The organism is Pseudomonas parakoreensis, from assembly GCF_021602155.1.
GTDB classification, from domain to species: Bacteria; Pseudomonadota; Gammaproteobacteria; order Pseudomonadales; family Pseudomonadaceae; genus Aquipseudomonas; species Aquipseudomonas parakoreensis.
Genome location: NZ_BQHY01000006.1, coordinates 108,045 through 131,786, shown reverse-complemented (window position 1 = coordinate 131,786; position 23,742 = coordinate 108,045). Strand labels below are relative to the sequence as shown.

The following is a 23,742-nucleotide window of genomic DNA, read 5'->3' as shown; positions in this document are numbered from 1 at the left end:
AACACGGGCCGCGTGGCTTCCTTCACTGTGCAGCGCGGCCCATAATCGCCCACCTGTGCAGTGATGGCCGTGAGCCCGCAATGACAATGACTTCAGAACTCCCCGCCGCTCCCGTCGAATCCGGCATCGAGCCGCGCAAGAGTCGCAAGAACAACCCGGAAAAGACCCGCGAGAACATCCTGCAGGAGGCGATCGTCGAGTTCGTCCAGCAGGGTTTGTCCGGTGCCCGCGTTGACGCGATCGCCGAGCGTATCCATACCTCCAAACGCATGATCTATTACTACTTCGGCAGTAAGGAGCAGTTGTACGTCGAGGTGCTGGAGAAGCTTTACGGCGATATCCGCAGCACCGAAAACCGCCTGCACCTGGCCGAGTTGCCGCCGGTGGTGGCGATCCGCCGACTGGTGGAATTTACCTTTGATCACCACGACCGTAACGTCGATTTCGTGCGCATCGTCTGCATCGAAAACATCCACAACGCCGAATTCGTGAAGCGTTCCGATGCGATCAAGGCGATGAACAATACGATCCTCGATTCGCTGGGCGAGATTTTGCGCCGCGGTGCTGAAGAAGGGGTGTTCCGCGCCGGGCTCGACGCGCTGGATGTGCACTTGCTGATCAGCTCGTTCTGCTTCTACCGCGTCTCGAACCGCCACACGTTCGGTGAGATCTTTCAGATCGACCTGCCGGACGAAAGCATCAAGCAGCGTCATCGCGAGATGATCTGCGAGTCGGTGTTGCGCTACTTGCAGCCCTGACAAGCAAAAGATCGCAGCCTTCGGCAGCTCCTACACAAGGCCCTGTAGGAGCTGCCGAAGGCTGCGATCTTTTGATCTTTTAAACGTTCATGCTTTGAAAATGCGCCAGCATGCGCTGTGCATCCGGCACCACGCCGCTGAACAGCTCAAACGCCTTCACCGCTTGAAACACCGCCATGTTGCCGCCGTCCAGCGTGCGGCAGCCCAAGGCGCGGGCGTTGCGCAGCAGTTCGGTTTCCAGCGGGAAGTACACGATCTCCGCGACCCACAATTGCTTGCGCAGCAACTCCACCGGCACGGGCATGCCCGGCAGTTTGGCCATGCCCATCGGCGTGGTGTTCACCAGACCATCGGCCTGATTCAGCGTACTCGGCAGATCGCGCCCGGCCACCGCGCGACCTGAGCCGAAATGCTGGTTGAGGTTGTTCGCCAGACTCTCGGCGCGCTCGCGGTCGACGTCGAAAATACTCAGTTGCTGCACGCCTTCGCTCAACAGCGCATGGGCCACCGCCGCGCCTGCGCCACCGGCACCCATCTGCACGACACGCTCACGGGCGACATCTTGCAAGCCGCGACGAAAACCTTCGGCAAAACCCAGGCAATCGGTGTTGTGGCCGATGCGTTTGCCGTCCTTGAGCACCACGGTGTTGACCGCGCCGATGCCGCGGGCTTCCGGCGACAGTTCGTCGAGCAGCGGGATGATCGCCTGCTTGCACGGGAAGGTGATGTTCAGGCCGGTGTAGTTCATTCGCTCGGCGGCTTGCAGCAAGTCGGGCAGGGCATTGCTGTCGAGTTGCAACTGATCGAGGTCGATCAGCCGATACAGATAGCGCAAGCCTTGGGCATCGCCTTCGTGTTCATGCAGGGCTGGCGTGCGCGAGGCTTGAATGCCCGCACCGATCAGGCCAGCCAGTATTACCGGTTTACGGGTCATGCTGCGCGCCCCTTCAGTCGCTGACTGAAATGCTCCAGAGCCAGGCGATAGCCATGGCTGCCGAAGCCGCACATCACCGCCGTGGCGATGGCCGAGACGAACGAGTGATGGCGGAACGGCTCGCGGGCATGCACGTTGGACAGGTGCACTTCGATCACTGGCAACTCACTGGCGACCAAGGCGTCGCGGATCGCCACCGAGGTGTGCGTCCAGGCTGCCGGGTTGATCACGATCCCGGCGCAACGGCCGCGTGCCGCGTGAATCCAGTCGAGCAGTTCGCCTTCGTGATTGGTCTGGCGAAACTCCACGGCCAGGCCGAATTCTTCGGCGGCGCGCCCGCACAGGGCAGAGATATCGGCCAGGGTTTCGTGACCGTAGGTTGCCGGTTCACGGGTGCCGAGCAGGTTCAGGTTCGGGCCGTTGAGCACCAGAACGATAGGGGGCATGGGGCAAACTCCACTTATTGTTTTTGGCTTGGGCTGAGGGTTTCAGCCTGTGGAGGTAAAATGTACCAGATGGTTACCTTGGTCAATTGAACGGCGTTGCCCTTGGCGCTTAGTGTTCGTTAATCGCACAAAACAAAAGATCGCAGCCTGCGACAGCTCCTACAGGAGGGTTGCATTCCAGAGGTAGGAGCTGCCGCAGGCTGCGATCTTTTGTGGCGTCCACAAAAAAGCCGTCAATCACGACGGCTTTCTCGCATCTGGCATTGGCCATCAACGCCGGGTCAGCAACACCCCGGACTCCATGTGATGCGTCCACGGGAACTGATCGAACATCGCGCAGCGGCTGATGCGGTGCGTGTCGTGCAGTTGGGCGATGTTGGCCGCCAGGGTTTCCGGGTTGCAGGAGATGTACAGGATGTTGTCAAAGCGCCGGGTCAGCTCGCAGGTGTCCGGGTCCATGCCGGCGCGCGGCGGGTCGACGAATACGCTGCCGAACTCGTAGCTCTTCAGGTCGATGCCCTGCAGGCGACGGAACGGGCGCACTTCGTTGAGTGCTTCGGTCAGCTCTTCGGCGGACAGCCGCACCAGCGTGACGTTATCCACAGCGTTTTCGCTGAGGTTGCTCAGTGCGGCGTTGACCGAGGTCTTGCTGATCTCGGTGGCCAGCACGTTGCGCACGCGGGTGGCGAGCGGCAGGGTGAAGTTGCCGTTGCCGCAATACAGCTCCAGCAGATCGTCAGGACGATCGCCCAGTGCTTCGTAGGCCCAGTTGAGCATCTTCTGGTTCACCGTGCCGTTGGGCTGGGTGAACGCGCCTTCCGGCTGACGGTAGCTGAAGGTGCGACCGCCGACGTCGAGTTTCTCCACCACGTAATCGTGGCCGATCACTTCGCGCTTGCCCTTGGAGCGCCCGATGACGCTGACGTTGAGATCAGCCGCCAACTTCGACGCGGCCGCATGCCAGTGCTCGTCCAGCGGACGGTGATAGCACAGGGTAATCATCGCGTCGCCGGCCAGAGTGGTCAGGAATTCCACCTGGAACAGCTTGTGGCTCAGCGCCGCGCTGGCCTGCCACGCGGCCTTGAGCTGCGGCATCAACTGGTTGATGCGCAGGCTGGCAATCGGGAACTCTTCGATCAGGATCGGCGTGCGTTTGTCGTCCTGGGAGAACATCGCGTAGTGCCGTTCGCCGGCCTCGCGCCACAGGCGAAATTCTGCGCGCAGGCGGAAGTTCTGCAGCGGCGAGTCGAACACGGTTGGCTCTGGCGCATCGAACGGGGCCAGCAGGTCACGCAAACGCGTGACCTTGTCTTCGAGCTGAGTGGCGTAGGCCTGGGAATCGAATGTCATGCGTTGAACCAACCCAACTTGATCACGAACAGAATCGACAGAATCACCAGCGCCGGGTTCAGCTCACGGGCGCGCCCCGACAGCAGTTTGATCACGGTCCAGGCGATGAAACCGAAGGCGATGCCGTTGGCGATCGAGTAAGTGAACGGCATCGCCAACGCGGTGACCACGACCGGTGCGGCAACGGTGATGTCTTCCCAGTCTATTTCCGCCAGGCCCGAGGTCATCAGCACGGCGACGAACAGCAGCGCCGGTGCGGTGGCGAACGCCGGAACGCTGGCCGCCAGTGGCGAGAAGAACAGCGCCAACAGGAACAGGATCGCCACAACGATCGCTGTCAGACCGGTACGGCCGCCGGCACTCACGCCCGCAGCGGATTCGATGTAGCTGGTGGTGGTCGAAGTACCCAGCAGCGAACCGGCCATCGCCGCGGTGCTGTCGGCGATCAGTGCACGACCCATTTTCGGCATGTGGCCGTCCTTGCCCATCAGGCCGGCGCGCTTGGCGACGCCGATCAGGGTGCCGGAGTTGTCGAACAGGTCGACGAACAGGAAGGCGAAGATCACGCTGACCAGACCGATGTCCAGGGCGCCCTTGATGTCCAGTTGCATGAAGGTCGGGGCCAGCGAAGGTGGCATCGAGGTCACGCCGCCGAACGGGGTGAAGCCCATGGCGATGGAAATGATGGTCACCGCCAGAATGCCGATCAGCACCGCGCCGCGCACTTTCAGTGCTTCGAGAGCGACGATCAGGGCGAAGCCGAGGGTGGCGAGGATCGGGGCCGGGGCTTTCAGGTCACCGAGGCCGACCATGGTCGCCGGGTTGCTGACCACGATACCGGCGTTATGCAGGGCGATCAGCGCCAGGAACAGGCCAATACCGGCGGCAATGGCCGAGCGCAGCGGTAGCGGGATGCTGTTGATGATCCATTCGCGGATGCGGAAGATCGACAGCAGGAAGAAGCACACCGCCGAGATGAACACCGCGCCCAGCGCCACTTGCCAGGTGTGGCCCATGTGCAGCACCACGGTGTAAGTGAAGAACGCATTCAGGCCCATGCCCGGGGCGAGGGCGATCGGGTAGTTGGCGATCAGGCCCATGATGGTCGAGCCGATGGCGGCTGCCAGACAGGTGGCGACGAACACCGCGCCCTTGTCCATGCCGGTCTCGCCGAGGATGCTCGGGTTGACGAACAGAATGTAGGCCATGGCCAGGAAAGTCGTGACGCCCGCCAGAATCTCGGTCCGCACGTTGGTGTTGTGTGCCTTGAGTTGAAACAGCCTTTCCAGCATGTCTGCTCCCCGTGGCGCGCGTGGCGCCGTGAATGTATCGACCTCAACAGCAAAGCACAGACCGTCGCAAGCGCCTGGGAATTTGTGGTGGGCCGGAAAAAGCCGCGCATCATACCAGCAGCGTGAGGAATATGGCGGTTGTTGGTGCCGAACGTCGTCGAAGTTTTGTAGCAGGGTTATCTGCGCCATACTGCGCGCTGAATTTTTCGGGGAAACGCGATCACATGGGCAAGCGCTGGATGCAGGCTTTCGGGTTAATGGCAGGGCTGATGACCGGGTCGACGGCGGTGCTGGCAGCCTCGGCGCCACCGTTGACTGAGGTGAAGGTGATCAAGGTCCAGTCGCCGGCCTGTGGCCTGGAAGACATTGGCGATAACCAGCCGCAAACCCAATGTAATCACAGCGGGACGAGTATCAAGGTGTATGTCCTGGAAATCGGCTATGGCCAGAACCAGCCACACGCCACGCTGGACGGTTTTGAAGTGAATGGCACCCGCGCCCCGGTGTGCGCTTTCGATACCGGCAATCTGACCGAATGCACCCCCGGCAGCAAAACGGTCGGCTCGCTGTATACCTTCGATCTGGCGGGCAAGCAGGAAGGCACGTTCAGCTTCAGCAACACCTCGATCAACGCGCCACGCAACACGATGTCGACCCAGCTTTACATCAAGTAACGGCTGTCAGCAAACAGGCAGGGCAAAGCTGACTACGCTTTAAAGATCACTCAGCGGATAGCGCCCATGACCTTTAGAGCCCTGATTACCCTCGCCGAGGGCATCGATGATCTGCACAGCGTGACCCTGATCGACGTGCTGCGCCGCGCCGGCATTGAAGTGGTGGCGGCCAGCATCGAAGGCCGGCGCATGCTGACCTGCGCACGCGGTACGCGCCTGACGGCGGACGGCATGCTGGTCGATGTACTGGCGCAGACGTTTGACCTGATCGTCCTGCCCGGCGGGGTTGTCGGTTCTCAACATTTGGCGGCGCATCAGCCGCTGCAACAATTGCTCAAGGACCAGGCCAGCGCCGGACGCCTGTTCGCCGCCATCGCCGAAGCCCCGGCCATCGCCCTGCAAGCCGCTGGCGTATTACGCCAGCGACGCATGACCTGCCTGCCAAGTGTCAGTCACCAGTTGTCGGGCTGTACGTTTGTTGATCAACCGGTGGTGGTCGACGGCAATTGCATCACCGCCCAGGGCTCCGGCGCCGCACTGGCGTTTGCCCTGACGCTGGTCGAGCAACTTGGTGGCAAGGCGTTGCGGGCGAAAGTGGCGGGGGAGATGTTGGTGTGACGATCCTCAGACCTTCACCTCTTCCGCCGGCACATGCATCCGGTCGCGTTTGGCCAGGGTCGGGAACAGTTTGATCCACGTCCCGGTGACCACCAGCGTGCCGATCCCGCCCATCACCACGGCTGGGACGGTGCCGAACCAGTGTGCGGTGAGGCCGGATTCGAATTCGCCCAGCTGATTCGAGGCGCCGATGAACAGGCCGTTCACCGCGCTGACCCGGCCGCGCATTTCGTCCGGGGTTTCCAGTTGCACGAAGGAGGCGCGGATCACCATGCTGATCATGTCCGCCGCGCCGAGCACCACCAGCACCGCCAGTGAGAACCAGAACGAGGTCGACAGGCCGAAGGCGATGGTCGCCACGCCGAAGACGCCGACGGCGGTGAACATCACGCGCCCGACATTGCGCTCGACGGCGAATCGCGCCAGAAACAGCGACATCCCCAGCGCGCCGACCGCCGGCGCCGAACGCAGCAGGCCCAGGCCCCACGGCCCGGTGAGCAGAATGTCCTTGGCGAACACCGGCAGCAGCGCGGTGGCGCCGCCCAGCAGCACGGCGAACAGGTCCAGTGAGATCGCTCCGAGAATGTCCGGACGGCTGCGAATGAAACGGATGCCCGCCAGCAACGAGTCGAGCGTGGCTTTGCCTTTGTTCAATGGCGTCTGTCGCGCGGGCAGGTTGAGCATCAAGGTGCAGGCGATGACGTAAAGCAACACCGTTGGGCCGTAGACCCAGACACTGCCAAACGCGTAAAGCAAGCCACCGAGGGCGGGGGCGACGATGGTGGCTGACTGTTGAGCCGATTGCGCTGCGGCGACCGCGCGTGGAAACAGGGCGCTGGGCACGATACTTGGCAGCAGCGCCTGGGTGGTCGGCAGCTCGAAGGAGCGCGCGCCGCCGAGCAGGAAGGCGAGGACGAAGATCATTTCCCGGGTCACGTGATCGGTCGCACTGCCGATGGCCAGCGCCAGGGCAATCAACGCCTGCAACGACTGACAGATCGCCGCGACCCGGCGCCGGTCATAGCGGTCGGCGACGTGACCGGTGTGCAGCATGAACAGCACCCGTGGCGCGAATTCCACCAGACCGACCAGACCCAGGTCGAGCACGTTGCCGGTCAACTGATACAGATTCCAGCCGATCGCCACCGTGAGCATCTGAAAGCCACTGGCGGTGAAGATCCGGGCGAACCAGAACGCGAGAAACGGACGATGGTGACGTAACAGCAGGGGCTCTTGGCTGGGCATCTGAAGGCAGGTCTGGCACGGGGCGGAACGGTGAGGTTATCACCAGTCTGTAACAGGAAGTTGCCATGACGAAAAATTTAGTTAGCCAGACATCTATCTCCGGACTGGATGCCGATCCCCCTGTGGCGAGGGGATTCATCCCCGATCGACTGCGTAGCAGTCGTAAAAACTGCCGACACGACCAAAAGGCAGTGTGTATTGGAGGGGGGGCTGCTTCGCCGCCCATCGGGGATGAATCCCCTCCCTACAGGTCGTGCCGCTCTGGGACATGTATTTCAGAGCGTTGCCCAGGCGCTGAGGCAACTTGTCACGCGGCAAACGACCACGCCGTTCTTCCTCGGAAATGGGACTACTCTTTTAACGTTGCTTGATCCAGATCAAGACCCTCCCGGGCCATGGTCTGGTGGCCCGACGGCCAGACTCCCTGCGTTGCGATGGTTATTAAAAAAGAACGAATCAGAATTCGCCGCACTCAATATCCGTGGGGGCAGTAGGTGCAGGGGCCACAAGCCCCATCGCCGGTATTACCTGACAGAGGAAGACTTATGTTCGGTTTAGAGGCGCTCGATCTCGCCCGAATTCAGTTCGCATTCACCATCTCGTTCCACATCCTGTTCCCGGCCATCACCATTGGTCTGGCGAGCTACCTGGCGGTGCTCGAAGGGCTGTGGTTGAAAACCCATAACGATACTTACCGAGACCTGTACCACTTCTGGTCGAAGATCTTTGCCGTCAACTTCGGCATGGGTGTGGTCTCTGGTCTGGTCATGGCCTACCAGTTTGGTACCAACTGGAGCCGTTTCTCGGACTTCGCCGGTTCCGTCACCGGACCGTTGCTGACCTATGAGGTGCTCACGGCGTTCTTCCTTGAGGCTGGTTTCCTCGGGGTGATGCTGTTCGGCTGGAACAAGGTCGGACGAAAACTGCACTTTTTCTCCACGGTGATGGTGGCGATCGGCACGCTGATTTCGACGTTCTGGATTCTCGCGTCCAACAGCTGGATGCAGACGCCGCAAGGCTTCGAGATTGTCAACGGTCAAGTGATCCCGACCAACTGGCTGGCCATCGTGTTCAACCCGTCGTTCCCGTATCGCCTGATGCACATGGCGACGGCAGCGTTCGTCGCCACGGCGTTCTTCGTCGGCTCGTCGGCGGCCTGGCACTTGCTGCGCGGCAGGGACAACCCGGCGATCCGCACCATGCTGTCGATGGCGATGTGGATGGCACTGATCGTCGCGCCGATCCAGGCGGTGATCGGCGATTTCCACGGCCTCAACACCCTTGAGCACCAGCCGGCGAAAATCGCCGCGATCGAAGGCCATTGGGAGAATAAAGGCAACGAAGCGACCCCGTTGATCCTGTTCGGCTGGCCGGACATGAAAGAAGAGAAAACCAAATTCGCCGTGGAGATCCCGTACCTCGGCAGCCTGATTCTGACTCACTCGCTGGACAAGCAGGTGCCGGCGCTCAAGGAGTTCCCGCCTGAAGACCGGCCGAACTCGACCATCGTGTTCTGGTCGTTCCGGGTCATGGTCGGCCTCGGTTTCCTGATGATCTTTACCGGTCTGTGGAGCCTGTGGCTGCGCAAGCGCGACACGCTCTACACCTCGCGCCCGTTCCTGTATCTGGCGTTGTGGATGGGGCCGTCCGGCCTGATCGCGATCCTCGCCGGCTGGTTCACCACCGAGATCGGTCGCCAGCCGTGGGTGGTCTACGGGCTGATGCGCACGGCGGATGCTTCGTCCAATCACAGCTTCATGCAGATGAGCATCACCCTGATCATGTTCGTCGTGGTGTATTTCGCGCTGTTCGGTGCGGGGCTCGGCTACATGATGCGTCTGGTGCGCAAAGGGCCGAAAACCGACGAAGGCAAGGAAACCAACGAAGGTGGTCCTGGCCAGAAACGCACACCGGCGCGGCCGTTGTCCGCCGCCGATGACGAAGGCGCCGACGCTGACTCGCCGCGCAGCCTGGAAAAGGAGATTTGACTCATGGGTATTGATCTTCCGCTGATCTGGGCCGTGATCATCATCTTCGGCATCATGATGTACGTGGTCATGGACGGTTTCGACCTGGGGATCGGGATTCTCTTCCCGTTCATCCCGGGCAAGACCGACCGTGACGTGATGATGAACACCGTCGCCCCGGTGTGGGACGGCAATGAAACCTGGCTGGTACTGGGGGGCGCGGCATTGTTTGGCGCGTTCCCGCTGGCCTATTCGGTGGTGCTGTCGGCGCTGTACCTGCCGCTGATCTTCATGCTGATCGGCCTGATTTTCCGCGGCGTGGCGTTCGAGTTCCGCTTCAAGGCCAAGGACGACAAACGTCACCTGTGGGACAAGGCGTTCATCGGCGGCTCGGTGGCGGCGACGTTCTTTCAGGGCGTGGCACTCGGGGCATTCATCGACGGTTTGCCGGTGGTCAATCGGCAATACGCCGGCGGTTCACTGGACTGGCTGACACCGTTCACCCTGTTCTGCGGCGCCGCGCTGGTGGTGGCCTATGCCTTGCTCGGGTGTACCTGGTTGATCATGAAGACCGAAGGCAAGTTGCAGGAGCAGATGCACAACCTGGCGCGGCCGCTGGCGTTCGTGCTGCTCGCCGTGATCGGTATCGTCAGCCTGTGGACGCCGCTGGCGCATCCGGAAATTGCCACTCGCTGGTTCAGCATGCCGAATCTGTTCTGGTTCATGCCGGTGCCGATTCTGGTGCTGGTCACCTTGTACGGGCTGATCCGCGCGGTGGCACGCAACGCCAACTACATGCCGTTCCTGCTGACCCTGGTGCTGATTTTCCTCGGTTACAGCGGTCTGGGCATCAGCCTGTGGCCGAACATCGTGCCGCCGTCGATCTCGATCTGGGACGCCGCCGCACCGCCGCAAAGCCAGGGCTTCATGCTGGTCGGTACGCTGTTCATCATCCCGTTCATCCTGGGTTATACCTTCTGGAGCTACTACGTGTTCCGCGGCAAGGTTACCCATGAAGACGGTTACCACTAGACTGCCGCCCCGCACACCTGTGGGAGCGAGCCTGCTCGCGATGGCGTCCCTGGCGACGTCATCGCCTGATGGAGGAGCGATGCAATGAACGGCAAACATTCCCTGCACGAGATTGAAGAAGCCGAAAAAAAGCCGCTGTGGCAGCGGCTCGGCTGGTTGGCCCTGATCTGGATCGGTAGCGTCGGCGCGCTGTTCATTGCCGCCAGTCTGATGCGCCTGTTCATGAGCGCGGCCGGCCTGACCACACACTGAGACATCCCGTCCCGTTGCCCTTGGGCACGGTTTTATGACCCTCTGTACCGCGGAGGGTTTTTTTTGCCTGATGGTTTACTTGCGGGCTTTGAGAATCACGAATTTCGGCGTGGCCGCCACTTGCTCAACGCCACGGAACAGCCGCGCCAGCTTGCTGTGATAACCCAGGTGCCGGTTGCCGACGATGTACAACGCACCGCCCACCACCAGTGCGTCGCGGGCCTGCTGGAACATGCGCCAGGCGAGGAAATCGCCGACCACTTGCTGTTGATGGAACGGCGGATTGCACAGCACCACGTCCAGCGATTGCGGCTCCTGCCCGGCCAGACCATCGCCGGCGCGCACGATCACTTCGCGTTCGCCGAGCGCGGCGCGCCAGTTCTCCGCAGCCGATTGCACGGCCATGAACGATTCGTCGACCAGCGTGTAGTGTGCGTCAGGGTTGCGCAGCGCGCTGGCGATGGCCAGTACGCCGTTGCCGCAGCCAAGGTCGGCGACCCGGGCGCTGCCGAGGTTTTTGGGCAGGTGCGGGAGAAAGGCCCGGGTGCCGATGTCCAGGCCCTCACGGCAGAACACGTTGGCGTGGTTGAGCAATTCGATGGCCGGCTCGTCGAGCTGGTAGCGCGACGGGTAGGGCGAGGTCGCCGGGGCCTTGGCCTCGGGAGTCGCGATCAGCAGGCGAGCCTTTTTTACTGCCAGTGACGCGTGTACCGGGCCAATGTAACGCTCCAGCAGATCACCGGCGGCGCGCGGCAAGTGTTTGACCATGGCCGCTGCCACCACTTCGGCGCCGGGGGCCAGTTGCCCTTGCAGACGGATCAGTTGCTCTTCCAGCAGTGCGAGCGTCTTGGGGACGCGGATCAACACCCTGTCGAACGGCCCGACCAACGGCTCACTCGCCGCAATCCCTCGCACGGCATCAAATGCCAGGCCGTTGCGTACCAGGTTCTTTTCCAGCCCCTGGAACGCGAGAAACGAATCGCCGCTGCTGCTGACCTGAACCTTGCCCGCCAGACTCGCTGCCAAGGCCCCGAAGCTGTCATTGAGTACCAATACCCGAGTGTCTGCCGCCGGTTGTTGCGCGGCCAGATGATTGAGCAGGTACTCGTCAGCCGCATCGAAGGCTTGCAGCGGTTCATTCTGCTGCTCGGGCTGGCGGATCAGGTCGAGTTGGGCGAAGGGCGTGTCGAGCAAAGGCATGGGGCGGGGACTCTGATTAATCAACGGGTGGCCCGCTGCCTTGGGCATAGCGCGGCGGAACCGTCCGAGTGGACTGCGGCGTGCAGTGCACGTCATCACTCAGGAAGGTCGCAAATGGTACGTTTTTTCCCGGCCGATTGCCCGCGGGATTTAGTGTTAACTGGCGCTGAGCAGGCCCAATTGCTGGGCGGCAGAGACCGCTGAGATTTTGTTGCAAACGTCGAGTTTCAGGATGATGTTCTGCACGTGATAGTTCACCGTTCGCTCGCTCAGGCAGAGGATCCTGGCGATCTCATAGGCTGTCTTGCCAACGGCCGACAGCTTCAATACTTCCAGCTCCCGCGGCGACAGATGGGGTCGGGCTGGTTTTTCCGGTGGTTTGGGCAGGTTTCTGGCAAACAGATTACTAAGATGACTGGTCGCGTAAAACATGTAGCCAAAATGCTCGTACAACTCGAGTGGGCTTAGCGGACCATTTTTTCTGCACAGACTAAGTGTGCTGCACAACCCGGTGGCGTCATGGTGGAACGACTGCGACCAGCCGTGCCGCAAACCGTATTTCTGTTGAGCGCTCCACAATGCTGGCGTCTGCGAGAACAACGCTTCGCTCCAGACAATGGGCTGCATGGATTGGCTGCAATGCGTAACTATCGGGTCGATTTTGCTGTAGCTTTCCTGTTCATAAAGTTTGTTCCACTGCGTGGGGTAGTTGTTGATTTGCAAGGCTTTAAAGTCGGCGTTCCGATTATTTGATGTCAAAGAGATGGCACAAAAGTTGAAGCCTATGTTTTGAGCGAATCTCAGCAGGATCGGATAAGCAGTCTCTATTTCTCTCGCGAAAGTCAGTTGCTTTAATTGCGACTCCTTCCACATTTCCATCACAAACGCTCCGTGAAATCGTTTTTACGCGCTGGGCTGTTTGGATCCAATGAATCCATCACGCAACCGAGTTTAGGACATGTCCTACAGTTGGCGTTGAACTTTTTTGCTCTTTGCAGAGAAGTTTGATTGCAAGAATGTTATTAGCCCGGAGTAGAGCGTTGTATTCAATGTGTCATTCAATTTCAGATTGAAATCTGAAAATTTCTCCATTGGTGTATCTGAGTTTGTGTCTCATTGGGTTCGCTAGCTAAATGAAAAGACATTACAAAAACAGTGGTGTTTACAGTGTCAGTTTGCGCGAAACTGTCTGGGTTCTTTACAGTGGAGTGGCCCATGACTGTCAGTGCAGAAAAGTTTACTGCCCAGACCTTGCTCGACGTGCAGCCCTTGACCCCCAGCCTGTTCACGTTGCGCACTACGCGCGATACAGGTTTCAGGTTCCGCGCAGGACAATTCGCTCGCCTGGGCGTGACCAAGGCGGATGGCAGCACGGTGTGGCGTGCCTACTCGATGGTTTCTTCACCCTTCGACGACTTTCTCGAGTTCTTCTCTATCGTGGTGCCGGGTGGCGAATTCACCAGCGAACTGAGCCGGTTACAGGTCGGCGATACCGTGCTGGTGGAGCGCCAGGCCTTTGGTTACCTGACGCTGGATCGTTTTGTCGACGGCCGGGATCTGTGGTTGTTATCCACAGGGACCGGCGTGGCACCGTTTCTGTCGATCCTGCAGGACTTCGAAGTGTGGGAGCGTTTCGAGCGAATTATTCTGGTGTACAGCGTGCGCGAGGCAAGGGAGCTGGCCTATCAATCATTGATCGCTGAGCTTTCCACACGTGATTACCTGGCAGAGCATGCCCATAAATTACGGTTCATCCCCACGGTTACCCGCGAACAAGGGCCTGGCGCCTTGCACGGTCGCATCACCACGTTGATCGAAAGCGGCGAACTGGAACGTGAAGCCGGCGTGAAACTGACCCCTGAGCACTCGCGTGTCATGCTGTGCGGCAATCCGCAGATGATCGATGACACCCGGGCGTTGCTGAAGAAACGCCACATGAGCCTGAGCCTGACGCGGCGGCCCGGTCAGGTGGCGGTGGAAAATTACTGGTAAAAAAACGGCGCCATCAGGCGCCGTTTTCATTCATGAAACCGTCAAGGCCGATTGTTCTGCGCCTTGAGCAGATCGCGGATCTCGCCGAGCAACTCTTCTTCCTTGGTTGGAACCGGCGGCAGGGAAGGGGCTACGGCTTCTTCGCGTTTCAGGCGGTTGATGGCTTTGACACCCATGAAAATCGCAAAGGCGACGATCACGAAGTCCAGAACGCTCTGGATGAATTTGCCGTAAGCCAGTACCACGGCAGGGGCGTTGCCCTCGGCGGCTTTCAACGTGATGGCCAGATCACTGAAGTCCACCCCACCGATCAACAGGCCGATTGGCGGCATGATCACGTCGCCGACAAACGATGAAACGATTTTGCCGAAGGCTGCACCGATGATGATACCGACGGCCATGTCGACCACATTGCCTTTGACCGCGAAGGCCTTGAACTCACTTAGCACGCCCATAGGTTATTTCCTTGTTACAGATGAGTTTGGTGTACGCAGTGTAAATCAGCAAAACGCGTCCTGCGCGAAACACCTTCTTACAATGCCCGTTTTTATCGACACATGAATCAACGATTAGTTTGCAAAGTGCCACTAATCGCGCGCGAAATACGCCGTAAATCGCTGATCGCAAAGCCATTTTTTTCAATCGTCGAGTTACGAACTTTCTATTTATGTTCACCGCCATAGCCCTCTAGCCTCTGGTTTGCGCACCTGGATGCGCCCAAAAAAACCAGAGGAACCTGATATGAATTCCACTCTTGGACTGGGGGCTTTTCCCCATCGCCGTACTTTCGGCGTGCTGGCCGCCAGCTTGCTGACCTTCTCCGTGCACGCTGCACCCCTGACCCGGGATAACGGGGCAGCGGTCGGCGACAACCAGAATTCGCAGACCGCCGGTGCCACCGGCCCGGTGTTGCTGCAGGATGTGCAACTGATCCAGAAGCTCCAGCGTTTTGACCGTGAGCGCATTCCCGAGCGCGTGGTGCATGCCCGCGGCACCGGGGCTCACGGGACCTTCACCGTGACTAACGACCTCAGCGATTTGAGCAAGGCCAAAGTATTCGCCGCCGGCCAGGTCACACCGGTGTTCGTGCGTTTCTCCGCTGTGGTGCATGGCAACCACTCTCCGGAAACCCTGCGTGATCCACGGGGTTTTGCCACCAAGTTCTACACCGCCGATGGCAACTGGGATCTGGTGGGCAACAACTTCCCGACGTTCTTCATTCGCGACGCGATCAAGTTCCCGGACATGGTTCATGCCTTCAAACCCGATCCACGTACCAACCTGGACGATGACTCGCGTCGTTTCGACTTTTTCTCCCACGTGCCGGAAGCGACCCGCACGCTGACCGAGTTGTATTCCAATTCGGGTACTCCGGCCAGTTATCGCGAGATGGACGGTAATGGCGTGCATGCCTACAAGTTGGTGAACGCCAAGGGCGAAGTGCACTACGTGAAGTTTCACTGGAAAAGTTTGCAGGGCATCAAAAACCTGACACCTGAACAAGTCGAGAAAGTTCAGGGCAAGGATTACAGTCATATGACTAATGATCTGGTCAGCCATATTAACAAGGGTGATTTCCCGAAATGGGACTTGTACATCCAAGTGCTAAATCCGCAAGATTTGTCCAAGTTTGATTTCGATCCATTGGACGCTACCAAGATCTGGCCAAATATTCCTGAGCGAAAAGTTGGACAAATGGTGTTGAACCGTAATCCGGCCAATGTGTTCCAGGAAACCGAACAAGTTGCGATGGCGCCGGCCAATGTTGTGCCGGGTATCGAACCTTCGGAAGATCGTTTGTTGCAGGGGCGGGTGTTTTCTTATGCCGATACGCAAATGTATCGCTTAGGTGCCAATGCCCTGCAACTGCCGATCAATGCGCCGAAAGTTGCGGTCAACAATGGCAATCAGGACGGTGCGCTGAACTTCGGTGCTACGCAGTCTGGCGTGAACTATCAGCCAAGTCGCCTGCAACCGCGTGAAGAGCCGCAAAGCGCGCGTTACAGCCAGCTGGCGCTGTCCGGCAGCACCCAGCAGGCGAAGATTCAGCGCGAGCAGAACTTCAAGCAGGCCGGTGATCTGTATCGCTCGTTCAGCCAGCAGGAGCGTCAGGACCTGATCGCCAGTTTCGGCGGCTCGCTGGCGACCACCGATGACGAGAGCAAGCACATCATCCTGTCCTTCCTTTATAAGGCTGACCCGGAATACGGCACCGGCGTGACCAAAGTGGCCAAGGGTGATCTGAGCCGGGTCAAGGCGCTGGCAGCGAAACTGGTCGACTGATCTCGACGCCATGCAACGCGGGGCCTGATGCAGGCCCCGTTCTGCCCAGGAGAGCATTTATGCGTCCCTTCCTTTTACTGTTGCTCGGTTGCTTGTCGTTGACTGCGGTGGCCGAACAGAACCCCGAGGCGATCAAGGCCCAGTTGCAGGATTACTACTTCGATGCCGCCCGGCGTGGTGATGTGCCGATGCTCGAGACCTTCATCGAGTCCGGTTATTCCCTCGATACCCGCGACAGCAAGGGCTACACCGCACTGATTCTGGCGGCGTACCACGGCCAGGGGGCGGCAGTTGAACAATTGCTGGCGGCGGGGGCTGATGCCTGTGCACAGGATCAACGCGGCAATACGGCGCTGATGGGCGCGATCTTCAAGGGCGAGATGCAGATCGCCCGGCGACTGATGGCCACCGATTGCAGCCCCGATCAACGCAACGGCGCCGGCCAGACTGCGGCGATGTACGCCGGGTTGTTCAAGCGCATCGAACTGCTCGACGCGCTCAAGGCCAAGGGCGCCGACCTCAATGCCGAGGATCCGCTGGGCAATAGCGCCGCGCGTCTGGCCAACGGCGAAATCCGCACCGCCGTGCCGCGCTGAGCGGTGGCTGCGTTATCATCGCGGTTTTTGCCGGGGGATCCAGATGGCCAAGGCCAAGCGCATGTACGGCTGCACCGAATGCGGCGCAACCTTTCCCAAATGGGCGGGCCAGTGCGGCGAGTGCGGCGCCTGGAACACCCTGACCGAAACCATGATCGAGAGCGGCGGCGCCACGGCGCCCACGGGGCGTACCGGCTGGGCCGGGCAGCAGGCGCAGATCAAGACCCTGGCCGAAGTCAGCATCGAAGAGATTCCGCGTTTCTCTACCGCGTCCGGTGAGCTGGACCGGGTCCTGGGTGGCGGTCTGGTCGACGGCTCGGTGGTATTGATCGGCGGTGACCCGGGCATCGGCAAGTCGACGATCCTGTTGCAGACACTGTGCAATCTCGCCAAGAGCATGCCGGCGCTGTACGTCACCGGCGAAGAATCCCAGCAACAAGTGGCCATGCGTGCCCGTCGTCTCGGACTGCCGCAGGATCAACTGCGGGTGATGACCGAAACCTGCATCGAAACCATCATCGCCACCGCCCGCCAGGAAAAGCCCAAGGTGATGGTGATCGACTCGATTCAGACCATTTTCACCGAACAGCTGCAATCTGCTCCGGGTGGCGTATCTCAAGTGCGTGAGAGTGCGGCGTTGCTGGTGCGGTATGCCAAGCAGAGCGGCACGGCGATTTTTCTCGTCGGCCACGTCACCAAGGAAGGCGCGCTCGCCGGCCCGCGAGTTCTGGAGCATATGGTCGACACCGTGCTGTATTTCGAAGGCGAATCGGACGGGCGTTTGCGTTTGCTGCGGGCGGTGAAAAACCGTTTCGGCGCGGTCAACGAACTCGGCGTCTTCGGCATGACCGACAAGGGCCTGAAAGAAGTCTCCAACCCGTCGGCGATTTTTCTCACCCGTGCCCAGGAGGAAGTCCCGGGCAGCGTAGTCATGGCCACGTGGGAAGGCACCCGGCCGATGCTGGTGGAAGTCCAGGCGCTGGTGGATGACAGCCATCTGGCCAACCCGCGTCGGGTTACGCTGGGTCTGGACCAGAACCGTTTGGCGATGTTGCTGGCGGTATTGCACCGCCACGGCGGCATTCCGACTCACGATCAGGACGTGTTCCTCAACGTGGTCGGCGGGGTGAAGGTGCTGGAAACCGCGTCCGACCTGGCCTTGATGGCGGCGGTGATGTCGAGCCTGCGCAACCGGCCGTTGCCGCATGATCTGTTGGTGTTTGGCGAAGTCGGTTTGTCTGGCGAGGTGCGCCCGGTGCCGAGCGGTCAGGAGCGCTTGAAGGAAGCGGCCAAGCATGGCTTCAAACGCGCGATTGTGCCCAAAGGCAATGCGCCGAAAGAGGCGCCGGCGGGGCTGCAGATCATTGCCGTGACCCGCCTCGAACAGGCGCTCGACGCATTGTTCGAATAATCTTTCAGATACGCCACATACCCTGTGGGAGCGGGCTTGCCCGCGAAAGCGGTGCGTCAGTCGAAATCAATGTCGACTGACACGGCCTCTTCGCGGGCAAGCCCGCTCCCACAGGGATTTGTAGTGGTTTCTAGATTTCGATCAGTGCGCCCAGTTCGCGTTCAAGCTCGGCTTCGTCAGCCAGGTTGAGCTCGATCAACCGCCGCAAGCGTTGGATCGATTCCAGGCTGATATGCCGGCAGACAAACCCCAGTTGCCCGTGATCCTCATGGGCCAGATGCACATCCATCTGGATATCCACATCATCGCTCAGATGAATGTCGACGAAGAAATCCTGTTCCTTGTCCCCCAGCCAAGGTTCCGGCCGCTCGATCAGCAGCCCCTTGAGGGACAGATCGATCAATTTCACCGGCCAGATGAACTGGCCTTGACTCAGCTCGGTTCTGGCATCGAACGCAATACGTTTGAAGCGACGGCGATTGGCTGGGTGTTCGCTCATGGCGCAATCCTCGGAAGCGTTCGCTGACTATAGACCCGACCGGCGGGTGACTGCCAATCGACAAGGCGTCTAGACCAACGTCGGGGTATGGCCTTTGGCGCCGTAAGCGCTAAACTCGGGGTGGCTGTCTTTCTTGTCCACCCTGGCTGGAATAATAAAATGAAAAATAATAATAGCCTGCTACGCCACTTACCCTGGCTAGTGCTGGCAATCGTAGGAGCGTGCGCCCTGGGCGTAGTGGCATTGCGCCGAGGAGAGGCGATCAACGCCTTGTGGATCGTGGTCGCGGCGGTGGCCATTTATCTGGTTGCGTACCGTTACTACAGCCTGTTCATCGCCAACAAGGTGATGCAACTGGATCCGCGTCGGGCCACCCCCGCCGTGCTCAACAACGACGGTCTGGACTACGTGCCGACCAACAAACACATTCTTTTCGGTCACCACTTCGCCGCGATCGCCGGCGCAGGACCTCTGGTCGGCCCGGTATTGGCGGCGCAGATGGGCTACCTGCCCGGCACGTTGTGGCTGATTGCCGGGGTGGTACTGGCGGGCGCGGTGCAGGACTTCATGGTCCTGTTCATGTCGACCCGGCGCAACGGCCGTTCCCTGGGCGACATGGTCCGTGAAGAAATGGGCCGCATCCCCGGCACCATCGCCCTGTTCGGCTGCTTCCTGATCATGATCATCATCCTTGCGGTGCTGGCGCTAATCGTGGTCAAGGCCTTGGCCGAGAGCCCGTGGGGCATCTTTACCGTGATGGCGACCATCCCGATCGCGATGTTCATGGGCATCTACATGCGCTACATCCGCCCGGGTCGCATCGGCGAAATCTCGGTCATCGGCGTGTTGCTGCTGCTCGGTTCGATCTGGCTCGGTGGGCAGATTGCCGCTGATCCGGTGTGGGCCAAGGCTTTCAGTTTCACCGGTGTGCAAATCACATGGATGCTGATCGGTTATGGCTTTGTCGCCGCCGTGTTGCCGGTGTGGCTGATTCTCGCGCCACGCGACTACCTGTCGACGTTCCTCAAGATCGGCACCATCATCGCTCTGGCGATCGGTATTCTGGTGACCATGCCCGAGCTGAAAATGCCGGCGCTGACCCAGTTCGTCGACGGCACCGGCCCGGTGTGGAAGGGCGGTCTGTTCCCGTTCCTGTTCATCACCATCGCGTGCGGTGCAGTATCCGGTTTCCACGCACTGATCTCGTCGGGCACCACGCCGAAGCTGCTGGATAACGAAACCAACGCCCGTTACATCGGTTACGGCGGCATGCTGATGGAATCGTTTGTGGCGATCATGGCGATGGTTGCCGCTTCGGTGATCGAGCCGGGCGTGTACTTCGCGATGAACAGCCCGGCCGCCGTGGTCGGCGGTGACGTGGTGGCCGTGGCAACCGCAGTCAGCAACTGGGGCTTTGCAATTACCCCGGAAGCCCTGCAAGCCGTGGCCCATGACATCGGCGAAACCACCATCCTGGCCCGTGCCGGCGGTGCGCCGACCCTGGCGGTCGGTATCGCGCAGATCCTGCACAGTGTGCTGCCGGGTGAGAACACCATGGCGTTCTGGTACCACTTCGCGATCCTGTTCGAAGCACTGTTCATCCTGACCGCTGTGGACGCCGGCACCCGTGCCGGGCGCTTCATGCTGCAGGATCTGCTCGGCTCCTTCGTGCCAGCGCTGAAACGTACCGAATCCTGGACCGCCAACCTGATCGCCACCGCCGGCTGTGTGGCGATGTGGGGCTGGTTGCTGTATCAGGGCGTGATCGATCCACTGGGCGGCATCAACACCCTGTGGCCGCTGTTCGGTATCTCCAACCAGATGCTGGCGGGTATCGCGCTGATGCTCGGCACCGTGGTCCTGATCAAGATGAAGCGCCAGCGCTACATCTGGGTCACCCTGTTGCCGGCCACTTGGCTGTTGATCTGCACCACCACCGCAGGCTTCATCAAGCTGTTCGACGCCAACCCGGCGATCGGCTTCCTGTCGCTGGCCAAGAAATACAGCGATGCGCTGGCCAATGGTCAGGTGCTGGCACCGGCAAAAAGCGTCGAGCAGATGCAGCACGTGATCTTCAACGCCTACACCAACGCAACGCTCACCGCGCTGTTCCTGTTCGTGGTCTTCAGCATCCTGTTCTATGCGCTCAAGGTCGGCATTGCCGCTTGGGGCAAAAAAGAGCGTACGGATAAAGAATCACCATTCCAGGCCCTGCCGGACGCGTAATCAGAGGATTGCACCATGTTCAATGACCTGAGTCGCCTCGGTAAATACCTCGGTCAGGCCGCGCGCCTGATGGTCGGCATGCCCGACTACGACACCTACGTCGAGCATATGCAAACCAAACACCCGGACAAACCGGTGATGAGCTACGAGATGTTCTTTCGCGAGCGTCAGGAAGCGCGTTACGGTGGCAAGGGTGGGCCGAAGTGCTGTTGAGCTGACAGCCTGCGGCTGATGCAATCCCCCCTGTGGGAGCGAGCCTGCTCGCGAATACGGAGTGTCAGTTGATGAATGATTTGACTGACACACCGCTTTCGCGAGCAGGCTCGCTCCCACATTTGTTTTTGTGTGTTCATTCATTTTATGAAGGGGATCTGTTTTGTCTTCTCCCATACCCGTAACGGTACTCAGCGGTTTCCTCGGTGCCGGCAAGACCACCTTGCTGCGCCATCTGCTGAAAGCCGAGCACGGTCTGAAAATCGCCGTGATCGAGAACGAATTCAGCGACGCCGGCATCGACACCCAGTTGCTCGGCGATGAACCGGTGCAAGTCATGACCCTGGCCAACGGCTGCGTCTGCTGCACCATTCACACTGATCTGACCAAGGCCCTGTACCTGCTGCTCGAACGCCTGGACAGCGGCGAAATCGCCTTCGACCGGCTGGTGATCGAATGCACCGGGCTGGCCGATCCAGCGCCTGTGGCGCAAACCTTTTTCATCGACGAAGAATTGCGTGAGCGCTATCTGCTCGACGGCATCATCACATTGGTCGACGCCGCCCACGCCGACCTGCACTTGACCCAGACCATTGCCCAGGCGCAGATCGGTTTTGCCGACCGCTTGCTGGTCAGCAAGACTGATCTGGTGGATGAGCCGACGTTCAATGCACTGAGCGAACGCCTGACGCGGATCAACCGCCGTGCGCCGATCCGCGTGGTCGAGCACGGCAACATCGATCTGGCGCAACTGCTTGATGTGCGGGGTTTCAACCTCAATGCCGATCTGGGTGGCGGGGTCAGTCTGCGTCCGGTGAGCAAGGCGCCTTCCATCGATCGCATCTCCAGCCTGGTACTGCGCACGGACCAGCCGCTGGATATCGATCGGCTCAGCGAATTCATGAATGAGTTGCTGGAAGAGCACGGCAAGCAATTGCTGCGTTACAAAGGAGTGTTGAACATCGCTGGCGAGGATCGCCGGCTGGTGTTTCAGGGCGTACTGAAACTCTACGGTTTCGACTGGGACACCGAGTGGGCCGAGGGTGAGGCGCGGGAAAGCGTGATCGTGTTTATTGCCGATGATTTGCCGGAAGAGAAGATCCGGGCGGGGTTTGCCAAAATGGCTTCTGCCTGATGGTTCTTCGGTGTCAGGGCTGACGCCATCGCGGGCAAGCCCGCTCCCACAGGTTTACAGGTGTACACATGATTTGTGAACGACAATAACCCTGTGGGAGCGGGCTTGCCCGCGATGGCGATTCAACCGACAACGCAATGCTTGACGGTTGGCTCCAGCAGCGTCTGCTCCAGATCATCCAAATGCCGGTTTATCAGTAGACTGGCCTTGACCCCATCTCCACATTCAACCGCCTCAAGCAGCGCCAAATGCTCCTGCCATGCGCAACAACTATGCGTCTGGTGCTGACACCGCGCAATCGCCAGCGACGTCAACGGCACCAGGCTGCCAAGGAAATGCGCCAACGGTGCATTCCCCGCCATCTGTGCCAACTGCAGATGAAACTCTCCGGACAAACGAATTGCCGCCGCACGCCGCTCCTGAACCACGGCCAGGCGTTCGCGTTCGACCAGCGTGCGCAAGCGTTTCAAACCCTCCGCTGACGCATTCTGACAAGCCAGACGCACCAGCGTCGCTTCGGTCAGGCGCCGAGCGTGCAGGGTTTGTCGGGTCTGTTCTGCATCCGGTGCGGCGACCCGCGGCCGATGATTGGCACGCAGCACAATCACCTGCTCATGGGACAACTGCGTCAGTACCCGGCGTACATCGGCGCGGCTGACGCCAAACATCTGCTTGAGGCTGTCTTCGGTGAAACGGCTGGCCGGGTCGATTCGCCGGTCCAGAATCGCCTCGAACAGCCGCGGGTACAGAGCATCTGCCGGCGCTCGCAGGCGGGAGAAGGGCAGAGGTGCCGACATCTGACGAGTGTGCGGCGACGTGGCAAGACTGTTCATGGCCGGTCTCCAGTGTGAAGCATTCAGTGGCTGAGGTTGTCTTCCGGGATATTCAGTTCGATGCCCATCCGCTGGCCTTCGCGCAGGATGTGCCGACGCATTTCGGCGCTGGCCTGAGCACTGTTCTTGCTGCGGATCGCGCGCACCACCGCTTCGTTTTCTTCCAGGCGCTCGGCCAGATGCTCGGGCGAATTGCGCAGCACTTCGGCGCTTTGCTTGAGGGCATTGCTGGTCTGTTGCACCACGCTCTGGAAAATCGGGTTCGAGGTCAGGGTGAACAGCTCTTCGTGGAAGGCGATGTAGGCGCTGACGCCGGCTTCGCTGTCGCCCGCGTCAAGGGCTTCGCGCATGTCCATCAAGGTCAGGCGCAACTGCCCGACCTCTTTGCTGCTGATCGACTGCGCGACCAGGCCGACAATGAACGGCTCAAGGGTGTAGCGCAGTTGCAGCACGTCTTCGAGGCTGGCGCCGGCGACCGCGCTGTCGTGGCTCTGGCTGTCACTGAGCTGGGCGTCGAGCACTACCACGCCTTTGCCCGGCATCGAACGGACCAGGCCCAGGGTCTCCAGAACGATCACCGCTTCGCGCAGGCTCGGACGGCTGATGCCCAGTTGTTCGGCCAGTTCGCGCTGGCCCGGCAGCATGTCGCCGGAGCGCCACTGACCACGGGCGAGGGCGGCGCGCAGTTTTTCTACGACTGAGTTGACGACGGTTGATGTGGTGATCACTTGTCTAGCTCCGTAAGCCCATAGGGGATGCCGCAAACAAGATCAAAAGATCGCAGCC

General features: G+C 60.2%; 24 protein-coding genes. 13 read left to right on the top strand and 11 right to left on the bottom strand.

Annotated features, from left to right (window positions below):
- Positions 1-80 precede the first annotated feature (80 nt).
- A complete protein-coding gene (locus tag L6D63_RS11025; RefSeq protein WP_007963740.1) occupies positions 81-758 on the top strand; it encodes a TetR/AcrR family transcriptional regulator in 678 nt (225 codons plus the stop codon).
- Between the two features lie 79 nt (positions 759-837).
- Here the strand turns inward: L6D63_RS11025 and L6D63_RS11020 are convergent, their stop codons facing one another.
- From L6D63_RS11020 to L6D63_RS11005, 4 genes are all read right to left on the bottom strand, one after another.
- Entirely contained in the window at positions 838-1,692 is an 855-nt protein-coding gene (locus L6D63_RS11020) for a shikimate dehydrogenase (RefSeq protein WP_095668263.1), read from the bottom strand.
- Positions 1,689-2,138, bottom strand: coding sequence for a type II 3-dehydroquinate dehydratase (gene aroQ / locus L6D63_RS11015; protein ID WP_025108744.1), 450 nt, complete (start codon positions 2,136-2,138; stop codon positions 1,689-1,691). Before aroQ ends, L6D63_RS11020 begins: the two co-directional genes overlap by 4 nt.
- Before the next feature lie 270 nt (positions 2,139-2,408).
- Positions 2,409-3,488 (bottom strand): tRNA (uridine(54)-C5)-methyltransferase TrmA, encoded by a 1,080-nt coding sequence (gene trmA / locus L6D63_RS11010; RefSeq protein ID WP_041065191.1) that lies wholly within the window; start codon positions 3,486-3,488, stop codon positions 2,409-2,411.
- Positions 3,485-4,780 carry an NCS2 family permease gene (locus L6D63_RS11005; protein ID WP_047296708.1) on the bottom strand — a complete coding sequence of 432 codons (1,296 nt, stop codon included), beginning with the start codon at positions 4,778-4,780 and terminating at the stop codon, positions 3,485-3,487. Before L6D63_RS11005 ends, trmA begins: the two co-directional genes overlap by 4 nt.
- A 224-nt stretch (positions 4,781-5,004) precedes the next feature.
- Here L6D63_RS11005 and L6D63_RS11000 point away from each other — a divergent pair, with 224 nt between their 5' ends.
- Together L6D63_RS11000 and L6D63_RS10995 are read left to right on the top strand one after the other, a co-directional pair.
- Positions 5,005-5,454: a DUF4879 domain-containing protein gene (locus L6D63_RS11000; protein WP_131671571.1), complete on the top strand. Its 450-nt coding sequence runs from the start codon at positions 5,005-5,007 to the stop codon at positions 5,452-5,454.
- A gap of 66 nt (positions 5,455-5,520) precedes the next feature.
- Entirely contained in the window at positions 5,521-6,072 is a 552-nt protein-coding gene (locus L6D63_RS10995; protein WP_047296703.1) for a DJ-1 family glyoxalase III, read from the top strand.
- 6 nt (positions 6,073-6,078) lie between these two features.
- Here the strand turns inward: L6D63_RS10995 and L6D63_RS10990 are convergent, their stop codons facing one another.
- Positions 6,079-7,317, bottom strand: coding sequence for an MFS transporter (locus L6D63_RS10990; RefSeq protein ID WP_121187301.1), 1,239 nt, complete (start codon positions 7,315-7,317; stop codon positions 6,079-6,081).
- A 545-nt stretch (positions 7,318-7,862) separates the two neighbouring features.
- On the opposite strand from L6D63_RS10990, the gene L6D63_RS10985 reads away from it, so the two are divergent.
- The 3 genes from L6D63_RS10985 to L6D63_RS10975 all read left to right on the top strand — a co-directional run bounded on the left by L6D63_RS10985 (position 7,863) and on the right by L6D63_RS10975 (position 10,568).
- Positions 7,863-9,305, top strand: a complete 1,443-nt coding sequence (locus L6D63_RS10985; protein ID WP_131671572.1) for a cytochrome ubiquinol oxidase subunit I — start codon at positions 7,863-7,865, stop codon at positions 9,303-9,305.
- A gap of 3 nt (positions 9,306-9,308) precedes the next feature.
- Positions 9,309-10,316, top strand: coding sequence for a cytochrome d ubiquinol oxidase subunit II (cydB, locus tag L6D63_RS10980; RefSeq protein ID WP_007963753.1), 1,008 nt, complete (start codon positions 9,309-9,311; stop codon positions 10,314-10,316).
- An 84-nt stretch (positions 10,317-10,400) separates the two neighbouring features.
- The gene (locus L6D63_RS10975; RefSeq protein ID WP_080963309.1) at positions 10,401-10,568 is read left to right on the top strand and encodes a DUF2474 domain-containing protein; all 168 of its coding nucleotides are present in this window, start codon (positions 10,401-10,403) and stop codon (positions 10,566-10,568) included.
- 75 nt (positions 10,569-10,643) lie between these two features.
- Here the strand turns inward: L6D63_RS10975 and L6D63_RS10970 are convergent, their stop codons facing one another.
- Positions 10,644-11,768, bottom strand: coding sequence for a methyltransferase (locus L6D63_RS10970; protein WP_131671573.1), 1,125 nt, complete (start codon positions 11,766-11,768; stop codon positions 10,644-10,646).
- A 156-nt stretch (positions 11,769-11,924) separates the two neighbouring features.
- A complete protein-coding gene (locus L6D63_RS10965; RefSeq protein ID WP_095668268.1) occupies positions 11,925-12,647 on the bottom strand; it encodes an autoinducer binding domain-containing protein in 723 nt (240 codons plus the stop codon).
- A 336-nt stretch (positions 12,648-12,983) separates the two neighbouring features.
- Here L6D63_RS10965 and L6D63_RS10960 point away from each other — a divergent pair, with 336 nt between their 5' ends.
- A complete protein-coding gene (locus L6D63_RS10960) occupies positions 12,984-13,760 on the top strand; it encodes a ferredoxin--NADP reductase (RefSeq protein WP_131671574.1) in 777 nt (258 codons plus the stop codon).
- A 41-nt stretch (positions 13,761-13,801) separates the two neighbouring features.
- On the opposite strand, the gene mscL is transcribed toward L6D63_RS10960, so the two are convergent.
- Positions 13,802-14,215 carry a large-conductance mechanosensitive channel protein MscL gene (mscL, locus tag L6D63_RS10955; RefSeq protein ID WP_115986790.1) on the bottom strand — a complete coding sequence of 138 codons (414 nt, stop codon included), beginning with the start codon at positions 14,213-14,215 and terminating at the stop codon, positions 13,802-13,804.
- Positions 14,216-14,501: 286 nt separating this feature from the next.
- On the opposite strand from mscL, the gene katB reads away from it, so the two are divergent.
- Genes katB through radA form a run of 3 tightly spaced genes read left to right on the top strand, consistent with a single transcriptional unit; the run spans position 14,502 to position 18,050 of the window.
- Positions 14,502-16,043, top strand: a complete 1,542-nt coding sequence (katB, locus tag L6D63_RS10950; RefSeq protein WP_131671575.1) for a catalase KatB — start codon at positions 14,502-14,504, stop codon at positions 16,041-16,043.
- A gap of 59 nt (positions 16,044-16,102) precedes the next feature.
- The gene (locus L6D63_RS10945; RefSeq protein WP_131671576.1) at positions 16,103-16,639 is read left to right on the top strand and encodes an ankyrin repeat domain-containing protein; all 537 of its coding nucleotides are present in this window, start codon (positions 16,103-16,105) and stop codon (positions 16,637-16,639) included.
- Positions 16,640-16,682: 43 nt separating this feature from the next.
- Positions 16,683-18,050, top strand: coding sequence for a DNA repair protein RadA (radA, locus tag L6D63_RS10940; protein ID WP_003228407.1), 1,368 nt, complete (start codon positions 16,683-16,685; stop codon positions 18,048-18,050).
- A 130-nt stretch (positions 18,051-18,180) separates the two neighbouring features.
- Here the strand turns inward: radA and L6D63_RS10935 are convergent, their stop codons facing one another.
- Positions 18,181-18,549 (bottom strand): PilZ domain-containing protein, encoded by a 369-nt coding sequence (locus tag L6D63_RS10935; protein ID WP_095668271.1) that lies wholly within the window; start codon positions 18,547-18,549, stop codon positions 18,181-18,183.
- Between the two features lie 159 nt (positions 18,550-18,708).
- On the opposite strand from L6D63_RS10935, the gene L6D63_RS10930 reads away from it, so the two are divergent.
- From L6D63_RS10930 to yjiA, 3 genes are all read left to right on the top strand, one after another.
- Positions 18,709-20,775 (top strand): carbon starvation CstA family protein, encoded by a 2,067-nt coding sequence (locus tag L6D63_RS10930; protein WP_131671577.1) that lies wholly within the window; start codon positions 18,709-18,711, stop codon positions 20,773-20,775.
- 15 nt (positions 20,776-20,790) lie between these two features.
- Positions 20,791-20,988, top strand: coding sequence for a YbdD/YjiX family protein (locus tag L6D63_RS10925; RefSeq protein WP_003228401.1), 198 nt, complete (start codon positions 20,791-20,793; stop codon positions 20,986-20,988).
- A gap of 163 nt (positions 20,989-21,151) precedes the next feature.
- Entirely contained in the window at positions 21,152-22,123 is a 972-nt protein-coding gene (gene yjiA, locus L6D63_RS10920; protein WP_131671578.1) for a GTPase, read from the top strand.
- A 122-nt stretch (positions 22,124-22,245) separates the two neighbouring features.
- Here the strand turns inward: yjiA and L6D63_RS10915 are convergent, their stop codons facing one another.
- Positions 22,246-22,956 (bottom strand): GntR family transcriptional regulator, encoded by a 711-nt coding sequence (locus tag L6D63_RS10915; protein ID WP_131671579.1) that lies wholly within the window; start codon positions 22,954-22,956, stop codon positions 22,246-22,248.
- Between the two features lie 23 nt (positions 22,957-22,979).
- Positions 22,980-23,684, bottom strand: coding sequence for a FadR/GntR family transcriptional regulator (locus L6D63_RS10910; protein WP_047296689.1), 705 nt, complete (start codon positions 23,682-23,684; stop codon positions 22,980-22,982).
- Positions 23,685-23,742 lie beyond the last annotated feature (58 nt).